The sequence below is a fragment of the Streptomyces actinomycinicus genome, from assembly GCF_016741775.1.
GTDB lineage: Bacteria > Actinomycetota > Actinomycetes > Streptomycetales > Streptomycetaceae > Streptomyces > Streptomyces actinomycinicus.
Genome location: NZ_JAERRK010000006.1, coordinates 200,900 through 220,311 on the forward strand (window position 1 = coordinate 200,900; position 19,412 = coordinate 220,311).

Annotated in this window: 12 protein-coding genes and 1 tRNA gene; 4 read left to right on the forward strand and 9 right to left on the reverse strand. The window is 70.7% G+C overall.

Translation table 11 applies throughout. From position 1 onward, the window contains the following. The first annotated feature begins 119 nt into the window (after window positions 1-119). The 4 genes from JK359_RS14800 to JK359_RS39855 all read left to right on the forward strand — a co-directional run bounded on the left by JK359_RS14800 (window position 120) and on the right by JK359_RS39855 (window position 5,887). A complete protein-coding gene (locus JK359_RS14800) occupies window positions 120-4,256 on the forward strand; it encodes a WD40 repeat domain-containing protein (protein ID WP_201835717.1) in 4,137 nt (1,378 codons plus the stop codon). Window positions 4,257-4,427: 171 nt separating this feature from the next. After that, a complete protein-coding gene (locus tag JK359_RS14805; protein ID WP_201835718.1) occupies window positions 4,428-5,039 on the forward strand; it encodes a DJ-1/PfpI family protein in 612 nt (203 codons plus the stop codon). Between the two features lie 282 nt (window positions 5,040-5,321). Continuing rightward, window positions 5,322-5,708, forward strand: a complete 387-nt coding sequence (locus JK359_RS14810; RefSeq protein ID WP_201835719.1) for a nuclear transport factor 2 family protein — start codon at window positions 5,322-5,324, stop codon at window positions 5,706-5,708. Between the two features lie 59 nt (window positions 5,709-5,767). Then, entirely contained in the window at window positions 5,768-5,887 is a 120-nt protein-coding gene (locus JK359_RS39855) for a cold-shock protein (RefSeq protein WP_307788113.1), read from the forward strand. A 220-nt stretch (window positions 5,888-6,107) separates the two neighbouring features. On the opposite strand, the gene JK359_RS14820 is transcribed toward JK359_RS39855, so the two are convergent. From JK359_RS14820 to dnaA, 9 genes are all read right to left on the reverse strand, one after another. After that, window positions 6,108-6,184: transfer RNA gene (locus JK359_RS14820), tRNA-Ile, on the reverse strand. 123 nt (window positions 6,185-6,307) lie between these two features. Then, window positions 6,308-7,042 (reverse strand): DUF3566 domain-containing protein, encoded by a 735-nt coding sequence (locus tag JK359_RS14825; RefSeq protein ID WP_201835720.1) that lies wholly within the window; start codon window positions 7,040-7,042, stop codon window positions 6,308-6,310. An 18-nt stretch (window positions 7,043-7,060) separates the two neighbouring features. After that, window positions 7,061-9,655, reverse strand: a complete 2,595-nt coding sequence (gene gyrA, locus JK359_RS14830) for a DNA gyrase subunit A (protein ID WP_201835721.1) — start codon at window positions 9,653-9,655, stop codon at window positions 7,061-7,063. Window positions 9,656-9,697: 42 nt separating this feature from the next. Beyond that, window positions 9,698-11,779, reverse strand: coding sequence for a DNA topoisomerase (ATP-hydrolyzing) subunit B (gene gyrB / locus JK359_RS14835; protein ID WP_201835723.1), 2,082 nt, complete (start codon window positions 11,777-11,779; stop codon window positions 9,698-9,700). A gap of 567 nt (window positions 11,780-12,346) precedes the next feature. Then, the gene (locus JK359_RS14840; protein ID WP_236677842.1) at window positions 12,347-12,934 is read right to left on the reverse strand and encodes a DciA family protein; all 588 of its coding nucleotides are present in this window, start codon (window positions 12,932-12,934) and stop codon (window positions 12,347-12,349) included. After that, a complete protein-coding gene (gene recF / locus JK359_RS14845) occupies window positions 12,931-14,052 on the reverse strand; it encodes a DNA replication/repair protein RecF (RefSeq protein ID WP_201835725.1) in 1,122 nt (373 codons plus the stop codon). Before recF ends, JK359_RS14840 begins: the two co-directional genes overlap by 4 nt. A gap of 52 nt (window positions 14,053-14,104) precedes the next feature. Then, entirely contained in the window at window positions 14,105-14,980 is an 876-nt protein-coding gene (gene gnd, locus JK359_RS14850) for a phosphogluconate dehydrogenase (NAD(+)-dependent, decarboxylating) (RefSeq protein WP_201835727.1), read from the reverse strand. Between the two features lie 251 nt (window positions 14,981-15,231). Beyond that, on the reverse strand, window positions 15,232-16,362 hold the full coding sequence (dnaN, locus tag JK359_RS14855; protein WP_201835730.1) for a DNA polymerase III subunit beta: 1,131 nt from the start codon (window positions 16,360-16,362) through the stop codon (window positions 15,232-15,234). A 1,039-nt stretch (window positions 16,363-17,401) separates the two neighbouring features. After that, window positions 17,402-19,366 carry a chromosomal replication initiator protein DnaA gene (gene dnaA, locus JK359_RS14860; RefSeq protein ID WP_201835732.1) on the reverse strand — a complete coding sequence of 655 codons (1,965 nt, stop codon included), beginning with the start codon at window positions 19,364-19,366 and terminating at the stop codon, window positions 17,402-17,404. Window positions 19,367-19,412 lie beyond the last annotated feature (46 nt).

Below are 19,412 nucleotides of genomic sequence, written 5' to 3' on the forward strand. Positions count from 1 at the left end.
CTGTTCCGGCCGCCGAGGAGGTTCCGGTCTACGGATCCAACCTTCTTCGCAGGTCAGGCGTATAGGGTGGGTTTTCCGGTCCGGACGTCCAGCTACGGGGGAAGTAAAGGGGTGGGGCCTTGAGTTCCGACTCAGGGGCACGCACAGCTTTCGCCGAACGCCTCGCGCTGCTGTACAAGGAGGCCGGAAACCCTCCCCTCAAGACGGTGGCCGAGGCGGTCGTACGACTGCAGCGGGTCGACGAGCGCGGCCGGCCCGTGCGGGTGTCCGCGCAACGGATCAGCGACTGGCGCCGGGCCCGGAACGTACCGGCCCAGTTCACCGCCCTCGCCGCGGTCCTGCAGATCCTGATACCGGAGGCGCGCCGGCTGCGCCCCGCGCCGGTCTCCACGGGGCTGTACGACCTCGCGCACTGGCAGCGGCTGTGGGAGCGCGCGCTGGCCGACCCGGCCGGCGACCGGCCCGCGCCGCCCGCCGAGGACGACCAGCGGCCACCGGCCCGGGCCGAGCCCGTCGCCGGAGGCGTCTGCCCCTACCGGGGCCTCGCGCCGTACCGGCAGGAGGACGCGCGCTGGTTCTTCGGCCGGGAGCGCAGCACCAAGGCGCTCGTCGCCCAACTGCGCGCGGCCGAGCACGCGGGCGGGCTGGTGATGCTCGTCGGCGCCTCCGGAGCCGGCAAGTCGTCCCTCCTCAACGCCGGACTGGTGACCGCGATACGCGAAGGCGCCCTGGGCACCGGCCGCGAGCACGCGACGGCCGACCGCACGGTGCCGGCCCACGCGTCCACCGCCGCACCGTCCCCGCCGGCCGCTCCGGCCCGGTCCGCGGGGACGGCCCCGCCCCGGGACTCGCCGCGCGACCCCGTCCTGCACCTGGTCCCGGGCGCCGATCCGCTGGCCGAGCTGATCCGCGGCATCCCGGACCTCGGCCCCGTCGCCGCCGACGCCCGCAAGGCCGAGCAGGAGGCGACGGACGATCCGGCGGCGCCCGGCTCGGACGCCCCGCACCTCGCCCGGGCCGCCCACGAGGCGGTCACCGCCTGGGCGCGCCGCGAGCTGCCCGGGGACACCCGGCCGGTCGTCATCGTGGACCAGTTCGAAGAGGCGTTCACTCTCTGCGCCGACGAGGTCGACCGGCGCACCTTCATCCAGCTGCTGCACGCCGCCTGCACCCCGCCCGCCGGCCTCGGCGAGCCCGCGCCGGTCCTCGTCGTGCTCGGCATCCGCGCCGACTTCTACGAGCAGTGCCTCGGCTACCCCGAACTCGCCGACGCCCTCCAGCACCGCCACATGGTGCTCGGCCCGCTGACCAGCACCGAGCTGCGCGAGGCGGTGACCGGTCCGGCCAAGGCCGTCGGACTGGAGCTGGAACCCGGCCTCGCCGAGCTGATCGTGCGCGAGGTGAGCGCCGACGGCCCGCGCGGGGCGCACGACGCGGGTGTGCTCCCGCTGCTGTCGCACGCCCTGCTCGCCACCTGGCAGCGCCGGAAAGCCGGACGGCTGACGCTGGCCGGCTACCGCGCCTCCGGCGGCATCCAGGGCGCGGTGGCCGCGACCGCCGAGCGTGCCTGGTCCGGCCTGGACCCGGCGGCCCGCACCGCCGCCCGGCTGCTCCTGCTGCGCCTGGTCCGGCTCGGCGAGGACACCCAGACCACCCGGCGGCGCGGCACCCGGCGGCAACTGGCGGAGGAGTCGGCGGACCCGGGCAAGACGGAGGAGTCCCTCGAGGCGCTGGTCCAGGCCCGGCTCGTGACGCTGGACGCGGAGACCGTGGAGATCACCCACGAGGCGCTGCTGCACGCCTGGCCCCGGCTGCGGCACTGGATCGACGAGGGCCGCGGCGACCACCTGGTGCGCCAGCGGCTCGAAGAGGACAGCCGGGCCTGGGAGAGCACGAACCGGGACAACTCACTGCTGTACCGCGGCACCCGGCTGGAGAAGACCCGCAACTGGGCCCGGGAGGCCGGGCACCGGCACCTGACCCGCAGCGCGGTGGAGTTCCTGGCCGCCTCGACCCGGCTGCGCCGCCGCACGGTGTGGCTGGGCCGGTCCGCGGTGGCGGCCCTGGTGCTGCTGGCCCTGCTCGCGGCCGGTACCGCGGTGATCGCCTGGAAGCAGCGCGACGACGCCGTGTTCGAGCAGGTCCTCGCCGAGGCCGACCGGGTGCAGCACACGGACCCGTCGCTGGCCGCCCAGCTGGACCTGGTCGCCCACCGGCTGCGCCCCGGTGACGAGGGCGCGTACAGCAGGTTGCTGTCGATCGTGAACGCGCCGCTGGCCACCCGTCTGTCCGGTCACACCGGCGCCGTCTACCTCACCTCCTTCAGTTCCGACGGCAGAACCCTGGCCACGGCCGGCTACGACCGCACGGTCCGGCTGTGGAACGTGGCCGACCCACACCGCCCGGCCGCGCTCGGCAAACCCCTCCTCGGGCACGGCAGCTGGGTGAGCAGCGCGGTCTTCGGACCGGACGGGCGGACCCTGGCCACGGCCGGCGACGACGGGACGATCCGGCTGTGGGACGTCACCGACCGCGCGCACCCGGTACCGCTCGGCAGACCGCTCGACGCCCACCAGGGCACGATCTACCTGGTCGCGTTCAGTCCGGACGGCCGCACCCTGGCCTCGGCCGGCGAGGACCGCACCGTGCGCCTGTGGGACATGAGCGACCGGAGCCGGCCCACCGAGCGGTCCGCGCTGCGGGGCCACGACGCCGCGGTGCGGTGCGTGGCGTTCAGCCCGGACGGGCGGACGCTCGCCACGGGCGGCGACGACAGCACGATCCGGCTGTGGCGCACGGCGGGCCCCGGCCGGTCCGAGCCGGTCAAGGTGCTGCGCGGGCACACGGACCTGGTGCACTCGGTGGCCTTCAGTCCTGACGGCCGCACCCTGGCCAGCGGCAGCGCGGACGACACCATCCGGCTGTGGGACGTCACCGACCCCCGGCGCGCGGACACGATCGGCTCGCCGCTGACCGGCCACACCGGTCCGGTCTGGTCGGTGGCGTTCAGCCCGGACGGGGGCCGGCTGGCCGCGGCGAGCGCGGACAGCACGGCGAGCCTGTGGAACGTCACCGATCCGGCGTCCCCGTCCCAGGTCGGCGAGCCGCTCGCGGGCGGCAGCGGCGAGATGTACGCGCTGGGCTTCAGCCCCGACGGCCGCACCCTCGCCACCGGCAGCGGGGACAGCAAGGTGCGCCTGTGGTCGGTCCCGACCTCGGACATGATCGGCCGGAACGGAGCTTTCCGTCCGGACGGGCGGGTCCTGGCCACGGCCGCCCGGGACGGCAGACTGCGGCTGTGGAACGTGGCGCGGCCCGACCGCCCCGTGCAACTGGGCAAACCGTTCATGCGGGCGGACGGCGACCAGCGTTCCCTGGTGTTCTCCCCCGACGGCCGCACCCTCGCGGTCCTCACGGGGGCGAAGACCGTGCACCTGTGGAACGTCTCCGACCCGGCCCGCCCGGTCGCCGCCGGGCAGCCGCTCCGCCTGCGCACCCGCTTCATGGGCCCCGACGCGCTGGCCTACAGTCCGGACGGCCGCACCCTGGCCACCGCCTACGACGACCGCACCGTCCAGCTGTGGAACGTCACCGACCCCGGGCACGCCGTCCCCCTGGGCGAACCGCTCACCGGCCACCGGGGCTTCATCGACTCCCTCGCCTTCAGCCCGGACGGCCACACCCTGGCCAGCGGCAGCGCGGACAGCACCGTCCGGCTGTGGAACGTCACCGACCCCGCCCGCGCCGGCGCCATCGGGGGACCGCTGACCAGGCACTCGGGCCCCGTCAACGCGCTCGCCTTCAGCCCGGACGGCCACACCCTGGCCAGCGGCAGCGACGACGACACCGTACGGCTGTGGAACGTCACCGACCCGGCCTCGACGACCCCGCTGGGCGAACCGCTCACCGGCCACACCGAGGCGGTCACCTCACTGACCTTCGGCGCCGACGGGCACATTCTGGCCAGTGGAGGCAACGACAACACCGTCCGCCTGTGGAAGGTCACCGACCCCTCCCGGGCGACGCCGGTCGGCCAGTCGATGAGCCCGAACGCGAAGATCGGCAGCTTTCTGTCCTTCAGCCCCAACAGCCATGTCCTGGGCGTCTCCAGCGGCGCCGACACGGTCCGCCTGTGGAGCCTGGACGCCGACGCGGCGATCCGCCACATCTGCGCGGTCACCCGCGGTGTCCTGACCCCCGAGCGGTGGCACGAGTACCTTCCCCGGCTCTCGTACGACCCTCCGTGTAGTCGATGATCGGCCAACGTGCCTGAATCCTCCCGGACTTGCCCCCACAGGACCGGCAACCTTGTTACCCTTGGCCATAGCCCGATCGCTGGTGCATCCCCCGTCGCCAGCGGTCGGGCATTCTCATTCCCGGGGCATACTGCAGGTCCGACGCCGCACGCCGCCCCCGGAGGAGTCGTCATGCAGGTAGCCGTGGTCACCTTCGACGGATTCAACGAGCTGGACAGCTTCATCGCGTCCGCGCTGATCAACCGGTGCCGCAAGGACGGTCTGGAAGCCTTCATCACGACACCGGCCCCGGTGGTCACGTCGATGAACGGTGTCGGGATCACCGGCCAGCGCCCGCTGGAGTTCATGGCCGAGGCCGAGGTCGTGCTGATCGGCAGCGGCGTCAAGGCACGCGAGGTGGTCGCCGACGACCGGCTGCTCGCCAGGCTGCGGCTGGACCCGTCGCGCCAGCTGATCGGCGCGCAGTGCTCCGGCGCGCTGGTCCTCGCCCGCCTCGGGCTGCTGGACGGCATGCCGGCGTGCACGGACCGGAAGACCCGGCCCTACGTCGAAGCCGACGGCATCACCGTGCTGGACACCCCCTTCCACGCCGAGGGGAACATCGCCACGGCGGGCGGCTGCCTGGCGTCCCAGTACCTCGCCACCTGGGTGATCACCCGGACCCTCGGCGAGAGTGCCGCACGCGGAGTCCTGGACTACGTGGCCCCGGTCGGCGAGAACCAGCAGACCACCGACCGCGCCCTGACCGCCGTCCGCACCGGCGAGACCGTTCGACTGAGCTGAGACAGGCACAAGAACCCCCCGACATCCCCCGCACCCGGCAGCGCTGCTAGGGCAGACCCACCGACATCCCCGCACCCGACAGCTCAGCTCGGACAGGCCCACCGACATCCCCGCACCCGACAGCTCAGCTCGGACAGGCCCACCGACATCCCCCGCACCCGGCAGCTCAGCTCGGACGGGCATCCGGTCCGCCCTTGTCGAAGGCGGCCTTGGGCGATCTGGTGCTCGGCGAGGGGTGAATCCGGTTGCGGCCGTGCCTTCGGGCCCGGCGAAGATACGTCCATGGACAGTGCAGCGGACGATGTGAACCAGGCGATCGCCTGCGAGTTGCAGCTCATGGATCCACAGGTCCGTGCTTCCCGGGAACGTGCCGGGCAGCTCCTCGACCCGGAGTTCGTGGAAGTCGGCGGGTCGGGGCGGCGGTGGACGTACGAGACGATGCTCGCCACGCTCGCCGGCCATGAGGGCAGTTCGCCCGACGCTCCGCGCTACGAGCCCTCGAACATGTCGGGGGTCCTTCTCGCACCGGGCCTGGTGCATCTGACGTTCGAGACCATGCTCGGCGATCGCAGGACCAGGCACAGTTCGATCTGGCGCAAGGGAGACGGAAGCGCGGGCTGGCGGATGTACTACCACCAGGCCACACGCGTGCCGCCCGGCGTGGACTGAAACCCCTTCCAGGGTCCGCCGACCGGCACGACAGCCCCGAGCCGCATGTCCGCCCGGACGTGCATCATGACTCGATCGAGGCCGCAGACCCCAAGTCGCTGCGGGAAGGCCAGAAGGTGACGATGGAGGTCACCCAGGGCGCGAAGGGACCTCAGGCCGAACGGGTCGTCCCCGGCTAGAGCGGCCTGCCCACACCCCGTGAGCCACGACGCGCTCGACGCGTCGTCACTGATGGGCTCAGCCGGCGGTCTCCGGGCGGCAAAGAGCCCCGCACGGCCGGAACCGGCGGGGCTCTGCTGAGATCAGGACGTCACGGGATGACCCGCCACCGATTCAGGTCATTGGTGTCAACCACTGATGCAAAAGACCCCCGGACCGATGGTCCGGGGGTCTTTGTGCTGGTGGGGCTAACAGGATTTGAACCTGTGGCCTCATCCTTATCAGGGATGCGCTCTAACCAACTGAGCTATAGCCCCGCCGCGCCTGCGGTGTGTGTCCCGCGCGCTGACTCCTGAAGATTAGCGCACGACCACGGCAGTCCCAAAATCGGTTGTCCGGGGACCATCAGGTCAGGGCCGGCCAGGGACGCCCGGAGGCCGTCACTCGTCCTCCGCGAGGGTCAGTTCGACACCGCCCACGAAGCCCGCGGAGAGGTTGTAGATGAACGCGCCCAGCGTCGCCAGCGCGGTGGCCAGGACCACGTCGATGACCGCGATGATCGTCGTGAACGTCAGGACGTGGGGGAGGGACAGGAACGCCTGGAGATCGAAGCCGTTCGCCTCGTTGGAGCCCGTCGCCTCCGAGATCGTGCCGCCGACCGTCGAGAACACGCCCATCGCGTCCATGACCATCCACAGCACCGCCGACGCGACGACCGTGCAGATGCCGAGCGCGATGGAGAGCAGGAAGCTGACCTTCATCACCGACCACGGATCGGCCTTGGCCACCCGCAGCCGCGCCTTGCGGGTCCGCGGCGCCGTCCGCGCGCCGGTCCGCGGCTTGCGCACCGCGCCCGCCGGGGTCTGCGCCGGATAGGCCTGCGGCGGGTGGTACGGCCCGGCGGACTGCTCCGGGCGCCGCTCGCCGGGCAGCGGCGAGCCGGCCTGCGCCTCACCGGCCGCGGCCGGGCCTCGGGTGTCCGTCACAGTTCCCCCCTGGGATCCAGACGTACGGGAAGAGTCCGTCTCGGACACCTTCACCGGCTTCAGGTTGGTCGTGTGCGGATCGGTCGTACTCCCCGCACCCGTCCCGTTCGCGGCGGAGCCACGGCCGCCGCCGTCCGTTTCCGTACCCGTGGAGGTACCGGCCGATCCGGCGCCCGTGGCTCCGCTCACGATGACTCACTCCTCGTGCTACTCGGCCGAGGGCGCCTCACCCTCGTCCGTGCCGGTGGTCACGGCACCCTCGGCGGACTCGTCCACGGCCACGTCGCCGTCGACTTCCTCCGCCTCGCGTCCGGCCTCGGCGTTACGTGCGATACCGACCACGGCATCGCGCTTGCCCAGGTTGATCAGTTGGACGCCCATGGTGTCACGGCCCGTCTCCCTGACCTCGCTGACTCGCGTACGAATCACACCGCCGGAGAGGGTGATGGCGAGGATCTCGTCGTTCTCCTCGACAATCAGCGCGCCGACGAGCGAACCGCGGTCCTCCACGATCTTGGCGGCCTTGATGCCGAGGCCGCCGCGGCCCTGGACGCGGTACTCGTCGACGGCGGTCCGCTTCGCGTACCCACCGTCGGTGGCAGTGAACACGAACGTACCGGGTCGAACAACATTCATCGAGAGCAGCTCGTCGCCCTCCCGGAAACTCATTCCCTTGACGCCGGAGGTGGCGCGGCCCATCGGGCGGAGCGAGTCGTCGGAAGCGGTGAACCTGATCGACTGTGCCTTCTTGCTGATCAGCAGCAGATCGTCGTCGGCCGAGACGAGTTCGGCGCCGATCAGTTCGTCATCCAAACCGTCTTCGCGCTCCCGCAGATTGATCGCGATGACACCGCCGGAGCGGGGCGAATCGTAATCCTTCAGAGGCGTCTTCTTGACCAGACCGGACTTGGTGGCCAGGACCAGGTAGGGCGCCGCCTCGTAGTCGCGGATCGCGAGGATCTCGGCGATGGCCTCGTCCGGCTGGAAGGCGAGCAGGTTCGCCACGTGCTGGCCGCGCGCCTCACGGCCCGCCTCGGGCAGCTCGTACGCCTTGGCCCGGTAGACCCGGCCCTTGTTGGTGAAGAACAGCAGCCAGTGGTGCGTGGTGGAGACGAAGAAGTGGTCGACGATGTCGTCTTCCTTCAGCTTCGTGCCCCGCACGCCCTTGCCGCCGCGCTTCTGCGCCCGGTAGTCGTCCGTCTTCGTCCGCTTGACGTAGCCGCCGCGCGTGACGGTGACGACGATGTCCTCTTCGGCGATCAGGTCCTCGATGGACATGTCGCCCTCGTACGGGATCAGCTTGGTCGCGCGGTCGTCGCCGTACTTCTCGACGATCGCGGCCAGCTCCTCGCTGACGATCCCGCGCTGGCGGACCGGCGAGGCGAGGATCTCGTTGTACTCGTTGATCTTCGCCTGGAGCTCGTCGTGCTCCTGGACGATCTTCTGGCGCTCCAGGGCCGCCAGCCGGCGGAGCTGCATCTCCAGGATCGCGTTGGCCTGGATCTCGTCGATCTCCAGCAGGCCCATCAGGCCGGTGCGCGCGATCTCGACGGTCTCACTGCGCCGGATCAGCGCGATGACCTCGTCGATGGCGTCCAGGGCCTTCAGCAGGCCGCGCAGGATGTGCGCGCGCTCCTCGGCCTTGCGCAGCCGGAAGCGGGTCCGGCGGACGATGACCTCGATCTGGTGCGTCACCCAGTGGCGGATGAACGCGTCCAGGGACAGCGTGCGGGGCACGCCGTCGACCAGCGCCAGCATGTTGGCGCCGAAGTTCGTCTGCAGGTCGGTGTGCTTGTACAGGTTGTTCAGCACGACCTTGGCGACGGCGTCCCGCTTCAGGACGATGACGAGCCGCTGGCCGGTGCGGGACGACGTCTCGTCGCGGACGTCCGCGATGCCGCCGATCTTGCCGTCCTTCACCAGGTCGGCGATCTTCTGCGCGAGGTTGTCCGGGTTCACCTGGTACGGCAGCTCGGTGACCACCAGGCACTGACGGCCCTGGATCTCCTCGACCTCGACCACCGCGCGCATCGTGATGGAGCCGCGGCCGGTGCGGTACGCCTCCTCGATGCCCTTGCGGCCGACGACCAGCGCGCCGGTCGGGAAGTCGGGGCCCTTGATGCGCTCCATGAGCGCGTCCAGCAGTTCCTCGTGCGAGACCTCGGGGTTCTCCAGGTACCACTGGGCGCCGGCCGCGACCTCGCGCAGGTTGTGCGGCGGGATGTTGGTGGCCATGCCGACCGCGATACCGGCGGAGCCGTTGATCAGCAGGTTCGGGAAACGGGCCGGCAGGACGGTCGGCTCCTGGGAGCGGCCGTCGTAGTTGTCCGTGAAGTCGACGGTCTCCTCGTCGATGTCGCGGACCATCTCCATCGACAGCGGCGCCATCTTGCACTCGGTGTACCGCATGGCGGCCGCCGGGTCGTTGCCCGGGGAGCCGAAGTTGCCGTTGGAGTCGACGAGCGGCATCCGCATCGACCACGGCTGGGCGAGACGCACCAGGGCGTCGTAGATCGAGGAGTCACCGTGCGGGTGGTAGTTGCCCATGACGTCGCCGACGACACGGGCGCACTTGTAGAAGCCGCGCTCGGGGCGGTAGCCGCCGTCGTACATGGCGTACAGGACGCGGCGGTGGACGGGCTTGAGACCGTCACGGACGTCGGGCAGCGCACGGGACACGATGACGGACATCGCGTAGTCCAGGTACGAGCGCTGCATCTCCGTCTCGAGCCCGACGGGCTCGACACGCATCACGAGTTCGCCGCCCTCTTCCGGGGTGACGGGAGTGTTCTCGTCGGCCATTGCTGGTGAAGATCCTTCCTGGTGCGGTCAGCTGAGACCGACTCAGATGTCGAGGAAGCGGACGTCCTTGGCGTTGCGCTGGATGAAGGCGCGGCGGGCCTCGACGTCCTCGCCCATGAGGACCGAGAACAGGTCGTCGGCCTGGGCGGCGTCATCGAGGGTGACCTGCCCGAGGACCCGGTGCTCCTGGTCCATGGTGGTCACGCGCAGCTCCTCGGCGTTCATCTCACCGAGGCCCTTGAAGCGCTGGATCGAGTCCTCGCGCACGCGCTTGCCGCGCTGGCGGCCCATCTCGATCAGCGCGTCGCGCTCGCGGTCCGAGTAGGCGTACTCCACGTCGTCACGGCCCCACTTGATCTTGTACAGCGGGGGGCGGGACAGGTACACGTGCCCGGCCTCGACCAGCGGCCGCATGAAGCGGAACAGGAAGGTCAGCAGCAGGGTGCTGATGTGCTGGCCGTCGACGTCGGCGTCCGCCATCAGGATGATCTTGTGATAGCGGAGCTTCTCGATGTCGAAGTCCTCGTGCACGCCCGTGCCGAAGGCCGAGATCAGCGCCTGGATCTCCTGGTTCTGCAGGATCTTGTCGATCCTGGCCTTCTCCACGTTCAGGATCTTGCCGCGGATCGGGAGGATCGCCTGGTACTGCGGGTTGCGGCCGGACTTGGCCGAGCCGCCGGCGGAGTCACCCTCGACGATGAAGATCTCGCACTTGGTGGGGTCGTTCGACTGGCAGTCGGAGAGCTTGCCCGGCAGCGAGGCGCTCTCCAGCAGGCCCTTGCGGCGGGTCAGGTCGCGGGCCTTGCGGGCCGCCACGCGCGCGGTGGCCGCCTGGATGCCCTTGCGGACGATGTCCGCGGCCTCGACCGGGTTGCGGTCCAGCCAGTCGTTCAGGTGCTCGTAGACCGCCTTCTGCACGAAGGTCTTGGCCTCCGTGTTGCCCAGCTTGGTCTTCGTCTGGCCCTCGAACTGGGGCTCGCTCAGCTTGACCGAGATGATCGCGGTCAGACCCTCGCGGATGTCGTCACCGGTGAGGTTGTCGTCCTTCTCGCGCAGCAGCTTCTTGTCGCGGGCGTACTTGTTGATCAGGCTGGTGAGGGCCGCGCGGAAGCCCTCCTCGTGCGTGCCGCCCTCGTGGGTGTGGATGATGTTCGCGAAGGAGTACACGCCCTCGCTGTAGCCGCTGTTCCACTGCATGGCGACCTCGAGGGACAGGCTCTTGTCCTTGTCCTCGGCCTCCAGCGAGACGACCGTCGGGTGAACCGCCTCCCCCTTGCGGGAGTTGAGGTACTTCACGAAGTCGACGATGCCGCCCTCGTAGTGGTACGTGACGGTCTTGACCTCGGCCTTCTCGTCCGCGCCCGCCTCGTCCGCGCCCGCGACGGCCTTCGCCGACTCGCGCTCGTCGGTGAGCTTGATCGTCAGGCCCTTGTTGAGGAACGCCATCTCCTGGAAACGCCGGGACAGCGTCTCGAAGGAGTACTCGGTGGTCTCGAAGATGTCCGGGTCGGCCCAGAAGGTGACCGAGGTGCCGGTCTCGTCCGTGGCCTCGTGCTGGGCGAGGGGGGCCGTCGGGACGCCGAGCTTGTAGTCCTGGGTCCAGCGATGGCCGTCCGTCCTGATCTCGACCGACACCTTGGTCGACAGGGCGTTCACGACGGAGACGCCGACACCGTGCAGACCGCCGGAGACGGCGTACCCGCCGCCGCCGAACTTGCCGCCCGCGTGCAGCACGGTCAGCACGACCTCGACGGCCGGCTTGCCCTCGGAGGGCACGATGCCCACCGGGATGCCACGGCCGTTGTCGACGACACGCACCCCGCCGTCGGCGAGGATCGTCACGTCGATGGTGTCCGCGTAGCCCGCCAGCGCCTCGTCGACCGAGTTGTCGACGACCTCGTACACCAGGTGGTGCAGACCGCGCTCGCCCGTGGAGCCGATGTACATGCCGGGCCGCTTGCGGACCGCGTCCAGCCCTTCGAGCACGGTGATGGCGCTGGCGTCGTAGGACGCGGAGGCCGCCGCGGAATCGGTGGCCTCGGCGTTCACGCCGGCGTCGGTGGACGGGATGTTCTCGTTGGGGTTGCCGGAATCGGCCACGAAGCGCCCTTTCTGGCACAGCACGAGCCGAGCTCGTCGGCAGGTTGCCGGAGCGGCTGCGGCATGTTGCGGTGGTAAGCCTTGATCAGCGTTGCTCAGCTTTTCCCGGGCGGTCCCCACGTTGGGGCGGGATTGCCTTCCAGTCTACCGGTAGCGCTGACATCGATGGGGGTTTGCCGGTACCTGAGTCCCCATGTGCCGCCCTCAACCGGTCTCGGCCGGGTCCCGATATACGGATGGGGGCTCCAAGGGGCTCACAGCGGCACTCAGCGCTTCGAGCCGTCAACCCTTGGCTACCGGGGGGTCAGATGGCGCTCCGGCGCTGACCGGGGGGTGATCCACGCCTGTGTACGCAGGTACGACGGCATGCCGGGACGACCTCCCTGACGTGAGGTACGTCACCTGCGCAACAGCAGCCCCTCAGCCGTCCCGGCAGCCTCCGCGACCGTTCCGGCCCGCCCGCCCGGCCGGAGGCGTCCCCGTCGTCCGGCGAACGTACGGATCACCGCGGCCGACGGCCGGAGGGATCCCGCCGCCCGGCAGCCGTGGCCGTCGTCGCCGCCCGGCGGCCGTAGGCGTCGTCGCCGTCTCTCAGCCGTACGTGTCGCCGGGTCCGGTGCTCCCCGGAGCGCGCAGCGGGCCGTAGCGGCGAGCCTGACCGCCCGGATTGAGCACCTTGATCATCCGTACGCTGCCGTGCCCGAGGTCCTCGTTGAGCCGGGCCACCAGCGTGGGGGCGAGCACGCGCAGCTGGGTCGCCCAGGCCGTCGAGTCGCACTGCACCGTCAGCACCCGCTCGTCCTCGTCGTACCGCTGCGGCACACAGTGCTTGGCCAGGTCCTCGCCGACGATCTGCGGCCAGCGGCCCATCACCCCGCCGACCGCCGCGGGGGTCTCCCAGCCGCGCTCGGTGATCAGCCGGTTGATCGCCGCACCCAGCGCCATCGGGTCCCGGCCGTCGGCGCCCGCGCCGGAGCGGAGCCCGCCGCCGCGCCGCGCCTGCTTCTTCTGCCGCGCCGCGTCCCCACGCGCGCGTGCCTGCTCCTTCGCGGCGCGCAACGCCACGCGCGCGAGGTCGACGCCGGACGGCTCCGTCCCGCCCCGGGCGGCCTTGTCCCCGGTGTTCACGTCCCGGGCGTTCTTGTTCCGGCCGTCGGGCGCGGGTTCCCCGGTGCTCATACGCGCTCCACCGTCCCGTCGGCCACCGCGTACCGCGCGCCGGCCAGCACAGCCGGTACGTCGTCGTCCACAGCGGCGGTGACCAGCACCTGCTCGCCGGGCGCGACCAGCTCCGCCAGCCGCTCCCGGCGGCGTGCGTCCAGCTCGGCGAAGACGTCGTCCAGGATCAGCACCGGCTCGTTCCCCTCGGCGCGCAGCAGGTCGTAGGAGGCCAGCCGCAGGGCCAGTGCGTACGACCAGGACTCGCCGTGCGAGGCGTACCCCTTGGCGGGCAGCTGCCCCAGCTTGAGCAGCAACTCGTCCCGGTGCGGGCCGACCAGCGTGACGCCCCGCTCGATCTCCTGCTTGCGCGCCTGCGCGAGCGCCGCCGTCAGCTGGGCGTACAGGTCCTCGCGCGTGTGGGCCTCACCGGGCGCCGACGGCCTGTACTCCAGCGCGACCGGACCGCCGCCCGGGGCCAGCTGCTCGTGCGCCTTGTCCGCCAGCGGCTGCAGCGCGGCGATCAGATCGAGCCGCTGGGCGAGCAGTTCGGCTCCCGCACGGGCGAGGTGCTGGTCCCACACGTCCAGCGTGGACAGGTCCATGGACCTGCCACCGTGCCGGCGGGCCAGTGCGGCCGTCTTGAGCAGGGTGTTGCGCTGCTTGAGCACCCGCTCGTAGTCCGAGCGCACCCCCGCCATCCGCGGGGACCGCGCGGTGATCAGCTCGTCGAGGAACCGCCGCCGCTCCCCCGGATCCCCCTTCACCAGCGCGAGATCCTCGGGCGCGAACAGCACGGTCCGTACGATGCCCAGCACGTCCCGCGGCCTGACCTGCGAGGACCGGTTGATCCGGGCGCGGTTCGCCCGGCCCGGGTTCAGCTCCAGCTCGATCAGCTGCTGCCGGTCCCCCTGCCGGACCTGGGCCCGGACGACCGCCCGCTCGGCGCCCATGCGGACCAGCGGCGCGTCGGAGGCGACCCGGTGACTGCCGAGCGTGGCCAGATACCCGACCGCCTCCACCAGGTTGGTCTTGCCCTGCCCGTTGGGGCCGACGAAGGCGGTGACGCCCGGGTCGAGCGGGACCTCGGCCCGGGCGTACGAGCGGAAGTCGGCCAGCGAAAGATGCGTGACGTGCATGGTCGTCCGCCGACCTCCCCCAGGGTTGTGGATCGCTGAGCGACCCTGTGGATTACTTCTTCTCTACGGCGTGACCGCCGAACTGGTTGCGCAGCGCGGCGATCATCTTCATCTGCGGCGAGTCCTCCTGCCGGGAGGCGAACCGCGCGAACAGCGACGCGGTGATCGCCGGCAGCGGCACCGCGTTGTCGATCGCGGCCTCCACAGTCCAGCGTCCCTCACCGGAGTCCTGTGCATAACCGCGCAGGCCTTCCAGGTGCTCGTCCTCGTCGAGGGCGTTCACCGCGAGGTCCAGCAGCCAGGACCGGATGACGGTGCCCTCCTGCCACGAGCGGAACACCTCGCGGACGTCCGTGACGGAGTCGACCTTCTCCAGCAGCTCCCAGCCCTCGGCATAGGCCTGCATCATCGCGTACTCGATGCCGTTGTGGACCATCTTCGCGAAGTGGCCCGCGCCGACCTTGCCGGCGTGCACCGCGCCGAAGTCGCCCTCCGGCTTGAGTGCGTCGAAGACCGGCTGCACCTTGGCGACGTTCTCGGCGTCGCCGCCGTACATCAGCGCGTACCCGTTCTCCAGGCCCCAGACGCCACCGGAGACACCGCAGTCGACGAAGCCTATGCCCTTGGCCGCCAGCTCCTCGGCGTGCTTCTCGTCGTCGGTCCAGCGGGAGTTGCCGCCGTCCACGACCACGTCACCGGGCTGCAGCAGCTCGGCCAGCCGGTCGATGGTCGACTGCGTGGGGGCACCGGCCGGAACCATCACCCAGACCACGCGCGGGCCGCTGAGCTTGCCCACAAGCTCTTCCAGGCTGTGGACATCCGCGAGGTCCGCGTTGCGGTCGTATCCGATGACGGTGTGGCCCGCGCGGCGGATCCGCTCGCGCATGTTGCCGCCCATCTTGCCGAGGCCGACGAGACCGAGCTCCATCAGTTGTGTTCCTTAGGTCGCTGAGGCGGGACAGGCACCTTGGTGCCGTGCCGAGCCTAGACCGCCCTCGTCACGCACAGTTGTGGGCGTACGCGCTCATGCGTAGCGCCTGCGACCTGCGGCTTTGTCTACGGCGCCCCAAGGCGGGGGCAGGCGGAACCGCCTCGCCGTCAGCCGTGGTGCCGGGCACCCGCACGAGGCACCCGGCACTGTGCACGCCTGTGCACGCCCGTGCACACCTGTGGAAAACGTCAGCCGCTGAGCCGCACCGGCATGATCAGGTACTTGTACGCGTCGTCGGCCTCCGCGTCCAGCGCCGGCTTGCCGCTGAGCAGCGCCGGCTTCGTGGAGGTCGTGAACGACAGCTGCGCCACCGGGGAGTCGATCGCGCTCAGACCGTCCAGCAGGAACGTCGGGTTGAAGGCGATCGAGATGTCGTCGCCCTCCAGCTGCGCGTCGACCCTTTCCACAGCCTGTGCGTCGTCGCTGGAGCCGGCCTCCAGGATCAGCACGCCCTGCTCGAAGCTCAGCCGCACCGGCGTGTTCCGCTCGGCCACCAGCGCCACGCGCTTGACGGCCTCCACGAAGGGCGCGGTCTCGATCACGGCGACGGAGTTGAACTCGGTCGGGAACAGCGTGCGGTACTTCGGCAGGTCGCCCTCGAGCAGCCGCGTGGTCGTACGACGCCCGGCGCCCTCGAAACCGATCAGCCCCTCACCGGCGCCGGAGCCGGACAGCGCCAGCATCACGCTGTCACCGGCCCCCAGCGACTTGGCGGTGTCCAGGAGCGTCTTGGCGGGCACCAGGGCGACCGCGGAGGCGTCCGGGTTCTCCGGCTTCCACAGGAACTCGCGGACCGCGAAGCGGTAGCGGTCGGTGGAGGCCAGGGTGACCGTGTCGCCCTCGATCTCGATGCGCACACCGGTGAGCACCGGGAGCGTGTCGTCACGGCCGGCGGCGATGGCCACCTGGGAGACGGCGGCGGCGAAGACCTCGCCGGGGACGGTGCCGGTGGCGTTCGGCATCTGCGGCAGCGCCGGGTACTCCTCCACAGGCAGGGTGTGGAGTGTGAATCGCGAGGAGCCGCAGACCACGGTCGCCCGTACACCGTCTGTGGAAATCTCCACCGGCCGGTTGGGGAGGGCGCGGGAGATGTCGGCGAGCAGGCGGCCGGAGACGAGGACGGTGCCCTCCTCCTCGACCTCCGCCTCGACGTTGACGCGTGCGGAGACCTCGTAGTCGAAGCTCGACAGGCTCAGCTGGCCGTCCTCGGCCTTCAGCAGCAGGCCGGCGAGGACAGGCGCCGGCGGACGGGCCGGGAGGCTGCGTGCAGCCCACGCCACTGCCTCCGCGAGTACGTCGCGTTCCACCCGGATCTTCACCGTAAGCCGCCTCCTGCTTGTTGCTACTGAGTCCTCCGACTCGGTGTCACCGCCCACTGGGACGGGAAGGACACCGGGGACCAGTCTGACGCACCGCACTGACAGTAGGTGCCTGTCGGGGTCAAGTCGGTCCGAGGGGCAGCCGGGCTCGAGACGGCGAGTTGTGCACAGGCCCCGCTTCAAAGCGATTGCCGAACTCTCTCTAGTCGGGAGTAGTAGTAGGGCCTGTGGATACCGTGGATAACCACGTTTGCCCAGCTCAGCACGCATATTTTGTCCACCGGCCCTGTGGGTGGAGGCGGTGGACAACCGGGGTCTTCTGTGGAGAACGGAAAGTTCTGCACACTCCGCCCACAGGCCGAGGGCAGTTCTCCCCAGCTGTGTCCCCAGGAATACCCACGTTTCCCACACCCCAACCCGGCAGCTTCGTGTGACGGCTTTCACTCGACGCGGTGAGGCAGTGCGTCGGGTTGCCGAACAGTGGACAGCCATGTGGAGAAGCAGGGGTTCGCTGGGGACAACTGCCCCCAGCCTGTGGGGTGTCCGTGGAAAACCTCGTGCACAGGCTGTGGACCCACGCGTTTTCCACAGTCTGTGGAGATCCTTCGTCCACGATTCCACAGGCCTCTGAGCTGGGCGGAAGCCCTGGGGTCAGCCTCCCTGTGGACACAGTTCGGGACAACTCCGCAGTCCCCAGGATGTGGACGGAAGAAAGTCGCCGAATCTGTGGAGAGTGGCCGTAACCCGGCAAGTAATCGAACACCGGATGACGCCCGGGAACGGGTTCCACAGCCGTGGCAGGGGCCCGGCCGTGCCCGCACAGCCGCGGAGCCGGTGTCCGGCCGGCGCTCGCACGCGGCCCGCGGCGACGCGAAAGGGCGCCTCCGGGACCGGAATCCCGAAGGCGCCCTCTCGCCCAGCCGCACGGCTCCCGCCGCACGCTCCCGCCGCCGGCTCCTGCCGCGGCTCTCGCCGGTCGGCGCCGGCTCCTGCCGCGGCTCCTGCCGGTCGGCTGACACTGGCCGGCTCCCGCCGGACGTCAGCCGTTCTTGATGCGGTTCGTCAGCTCGGTGACCTGGTTGTAGATCGACCGCCGCTCGGCCATCAGCGCACGGATCTTCCGGTCGGCGTGCATCACGGTCGTGTGGTCCCGGCCGCCGAACTGCGCGCCGATCTTCGGCAGGGACAGGTCCGTCAGCTCCCGGCACAGGTACATGGCGATCTGCCGGGCCGTGACCAACTGGCGGCCCCGCGAGCTGCCGCACAGGTCCTCGACCGTGAGCCCGAAGTAGTCCGCGGTGGCGGCCATGATGGCCGACGCGGTGATCTCCGGCGTCGAGTCCTCGCCCCCGGGGATCAGATCCTTCAGGACGATCTCGGTCAGGCCCAGGTCCACCGGCTGCCGGTTGAGCGAGGCGAACGCCGTCACGCGGATCAGCGCGCCCTCCAGCTCACGGATGTTCCGCGAGATCCGGGACGCGATGAACTCCAGCACCTCCGGCGGCGCGTTCAGCTGCTCCTGCACCGCCTTCTTGCGCAGGATCGCGATGCGGGTCTCCAGCTCCGGCGGCTGGACGTCGGTGATCAGGCCCCACTCGAAGCGGTTGCGCAGCCGGTCCTCCAGCGTGACCAGCTGCTTGGGCGGCCGGTCGCTGGAGAGCACGATCTGCTTGTTGGCGTTGTGGAGCGTGTTGAAGGTGTGGAAGAACTCCTCCTGCGTCGACTCCTTGTCCGCGAGGAACTGGATGTCGTCGACGAGCAGGATGTCCATCTCGCGGTAGCGCTTGCGGAAGCTGTCGCCCTTGCCGTCGCGGATGGAGTTGATGAACTCGTTGGTGAACTCCTCCGAGCTGACGTACCGCACCCGGGTGCCCGGGTAGAGGCTGCGCGCGTAGTGCCCGATCGCGTGCAGCAGGTGCGTCTTGCCCAGCCCCGACTCCCCGTAGATGAAGAGGGGGTTGTACGCCTTCGCCGGGGCCTCGGCGACCGCGACCGCCGCCGCGTGCGCGAACCGGTTGGAGGCGCCGATGACGAACGTGTCGAACAGGTACTTCGGGTTCAGTCGCGCGGTCGGCTCACCAGGACCGCTCGAGGGCGCCGGCTGCGCGGACATGGAGGACGGGGCGCCCGTCGCGGGGCCGTCCGGGCGGCCTGGGCCACCGCGGTGCGCCGGCGCGTCGGGCAGCTCACGGCGGACCGGGCCGCGCTGGTCGTACTCGGTCCGCGACGGGTCGTACTCGCCGCGCGGGGAGTCGTAGTCCGGCCGGGACGGCTCGTAGTCCTGGCGCGGCTCGTAGTCCGCGCGCGGGGCGTCGTAGTCGCCACGCTGCTGCTCGTACGGCGGCCGGTCCATGCCCTGGGGGCGGTAGTCCTGGGACGGCGAGCCGTACGCGTCCGCGCCGGAGCGGTAGTCGTCCTGCGAGGACGGCGAGGCGTACGGGTCCCGCTCGGGGAAGCCCAGCCGCTGCTGCTGCCAGCCGTACTCGTCCTGTCCGGGGCGCGGCCAGGCGCCGGGCTCGGGGCGCTGGTACTCGGACGGGTAGGCCGGGCGGGCGGTCGGAAGCTGGTCCTGGCGGGACGGCGGGAGCTGCTCGGGGCCCGGGAGCTGGTGATCGCCGCCGCGGTGGCGGCCGTAGCCCTCGTACGGGCCGGACGGCAGCTCCGGCTCCTCGTAGCGCGGCTTGGGCTGCTGCTGCGCGGGGGGTGCCGCGGGTGCCGGCGGTTCGCCGGCCGAGTCGTCCACGGTGATCGCGATCCGGATGGGACGGCCGCACTCACGGCTCAGGGTCTCGCTCACGATCGGCGCGAGACGGCCCTCCAGCACGCCCTTCGCGAATTCGTTCGGTACGGCGAGCAGGGCGGTGTCCGCCACCAGCGCGAGCGGCTGGCAGCGCCGGATCCAGTGCTCGTCCTTCGCCTCGACTCCCTGACCACGGCCCTCGCCGAGGAGCTGCTCCAGTACTCGTGGCCACACTGCGGCAAGATCGGCAGGTACGTCAGCCACAGGGCACGCTCTCTCACAGGTCCCACGAACGTGTGGTTCGCGGACG

Excerpts from the sequence above, each read along its gene's own strand:
- JK359_RS14805 (WP_201835718.1), top strand. The coding sequence starts at position 4,428 with ATGCAGGTAGCCGTGGTCACCTTCGACGGATTCAACGAGCTGGACAGC.
- JK359_RS14810 (WP_201835719.1), top strand. The coding sequence starts at position 5,322 with ATGGACAGTGCAGCGGACGATGTGAACCAGGCGATCGCCTGCGAGTTG.
- gyrA (WP_201835721.1), bottom strand. The coding sequence starts at position 9,655 with ATGGCCGACGAGAACACTCCCGTCACCCCGGAAGAGGGCGGCGAACTC.
- JK359_RS14840 (WP_236677842.1), bottom strand. The coding sequence starts at position 12,934 with ATGAGCACCGGGGAACCCGCGCCCGACGGCCGGAACAAGAACGCCCGG.
- recF (WP_201835725.1), bottom strand. The coding sequence starts at position 14,052 with ATGCACGTCACGCATCTTTCGCTGGCCGACTTCCGCTCGTACGCCCGG.
- gnd (WP_201835727.1), bottom strand. The coding sequence starts at position 14,980 with ATGGAGCTCGGTCTCGTCGGCCTCGGCAAGATGGGCGGCAACATGCGC.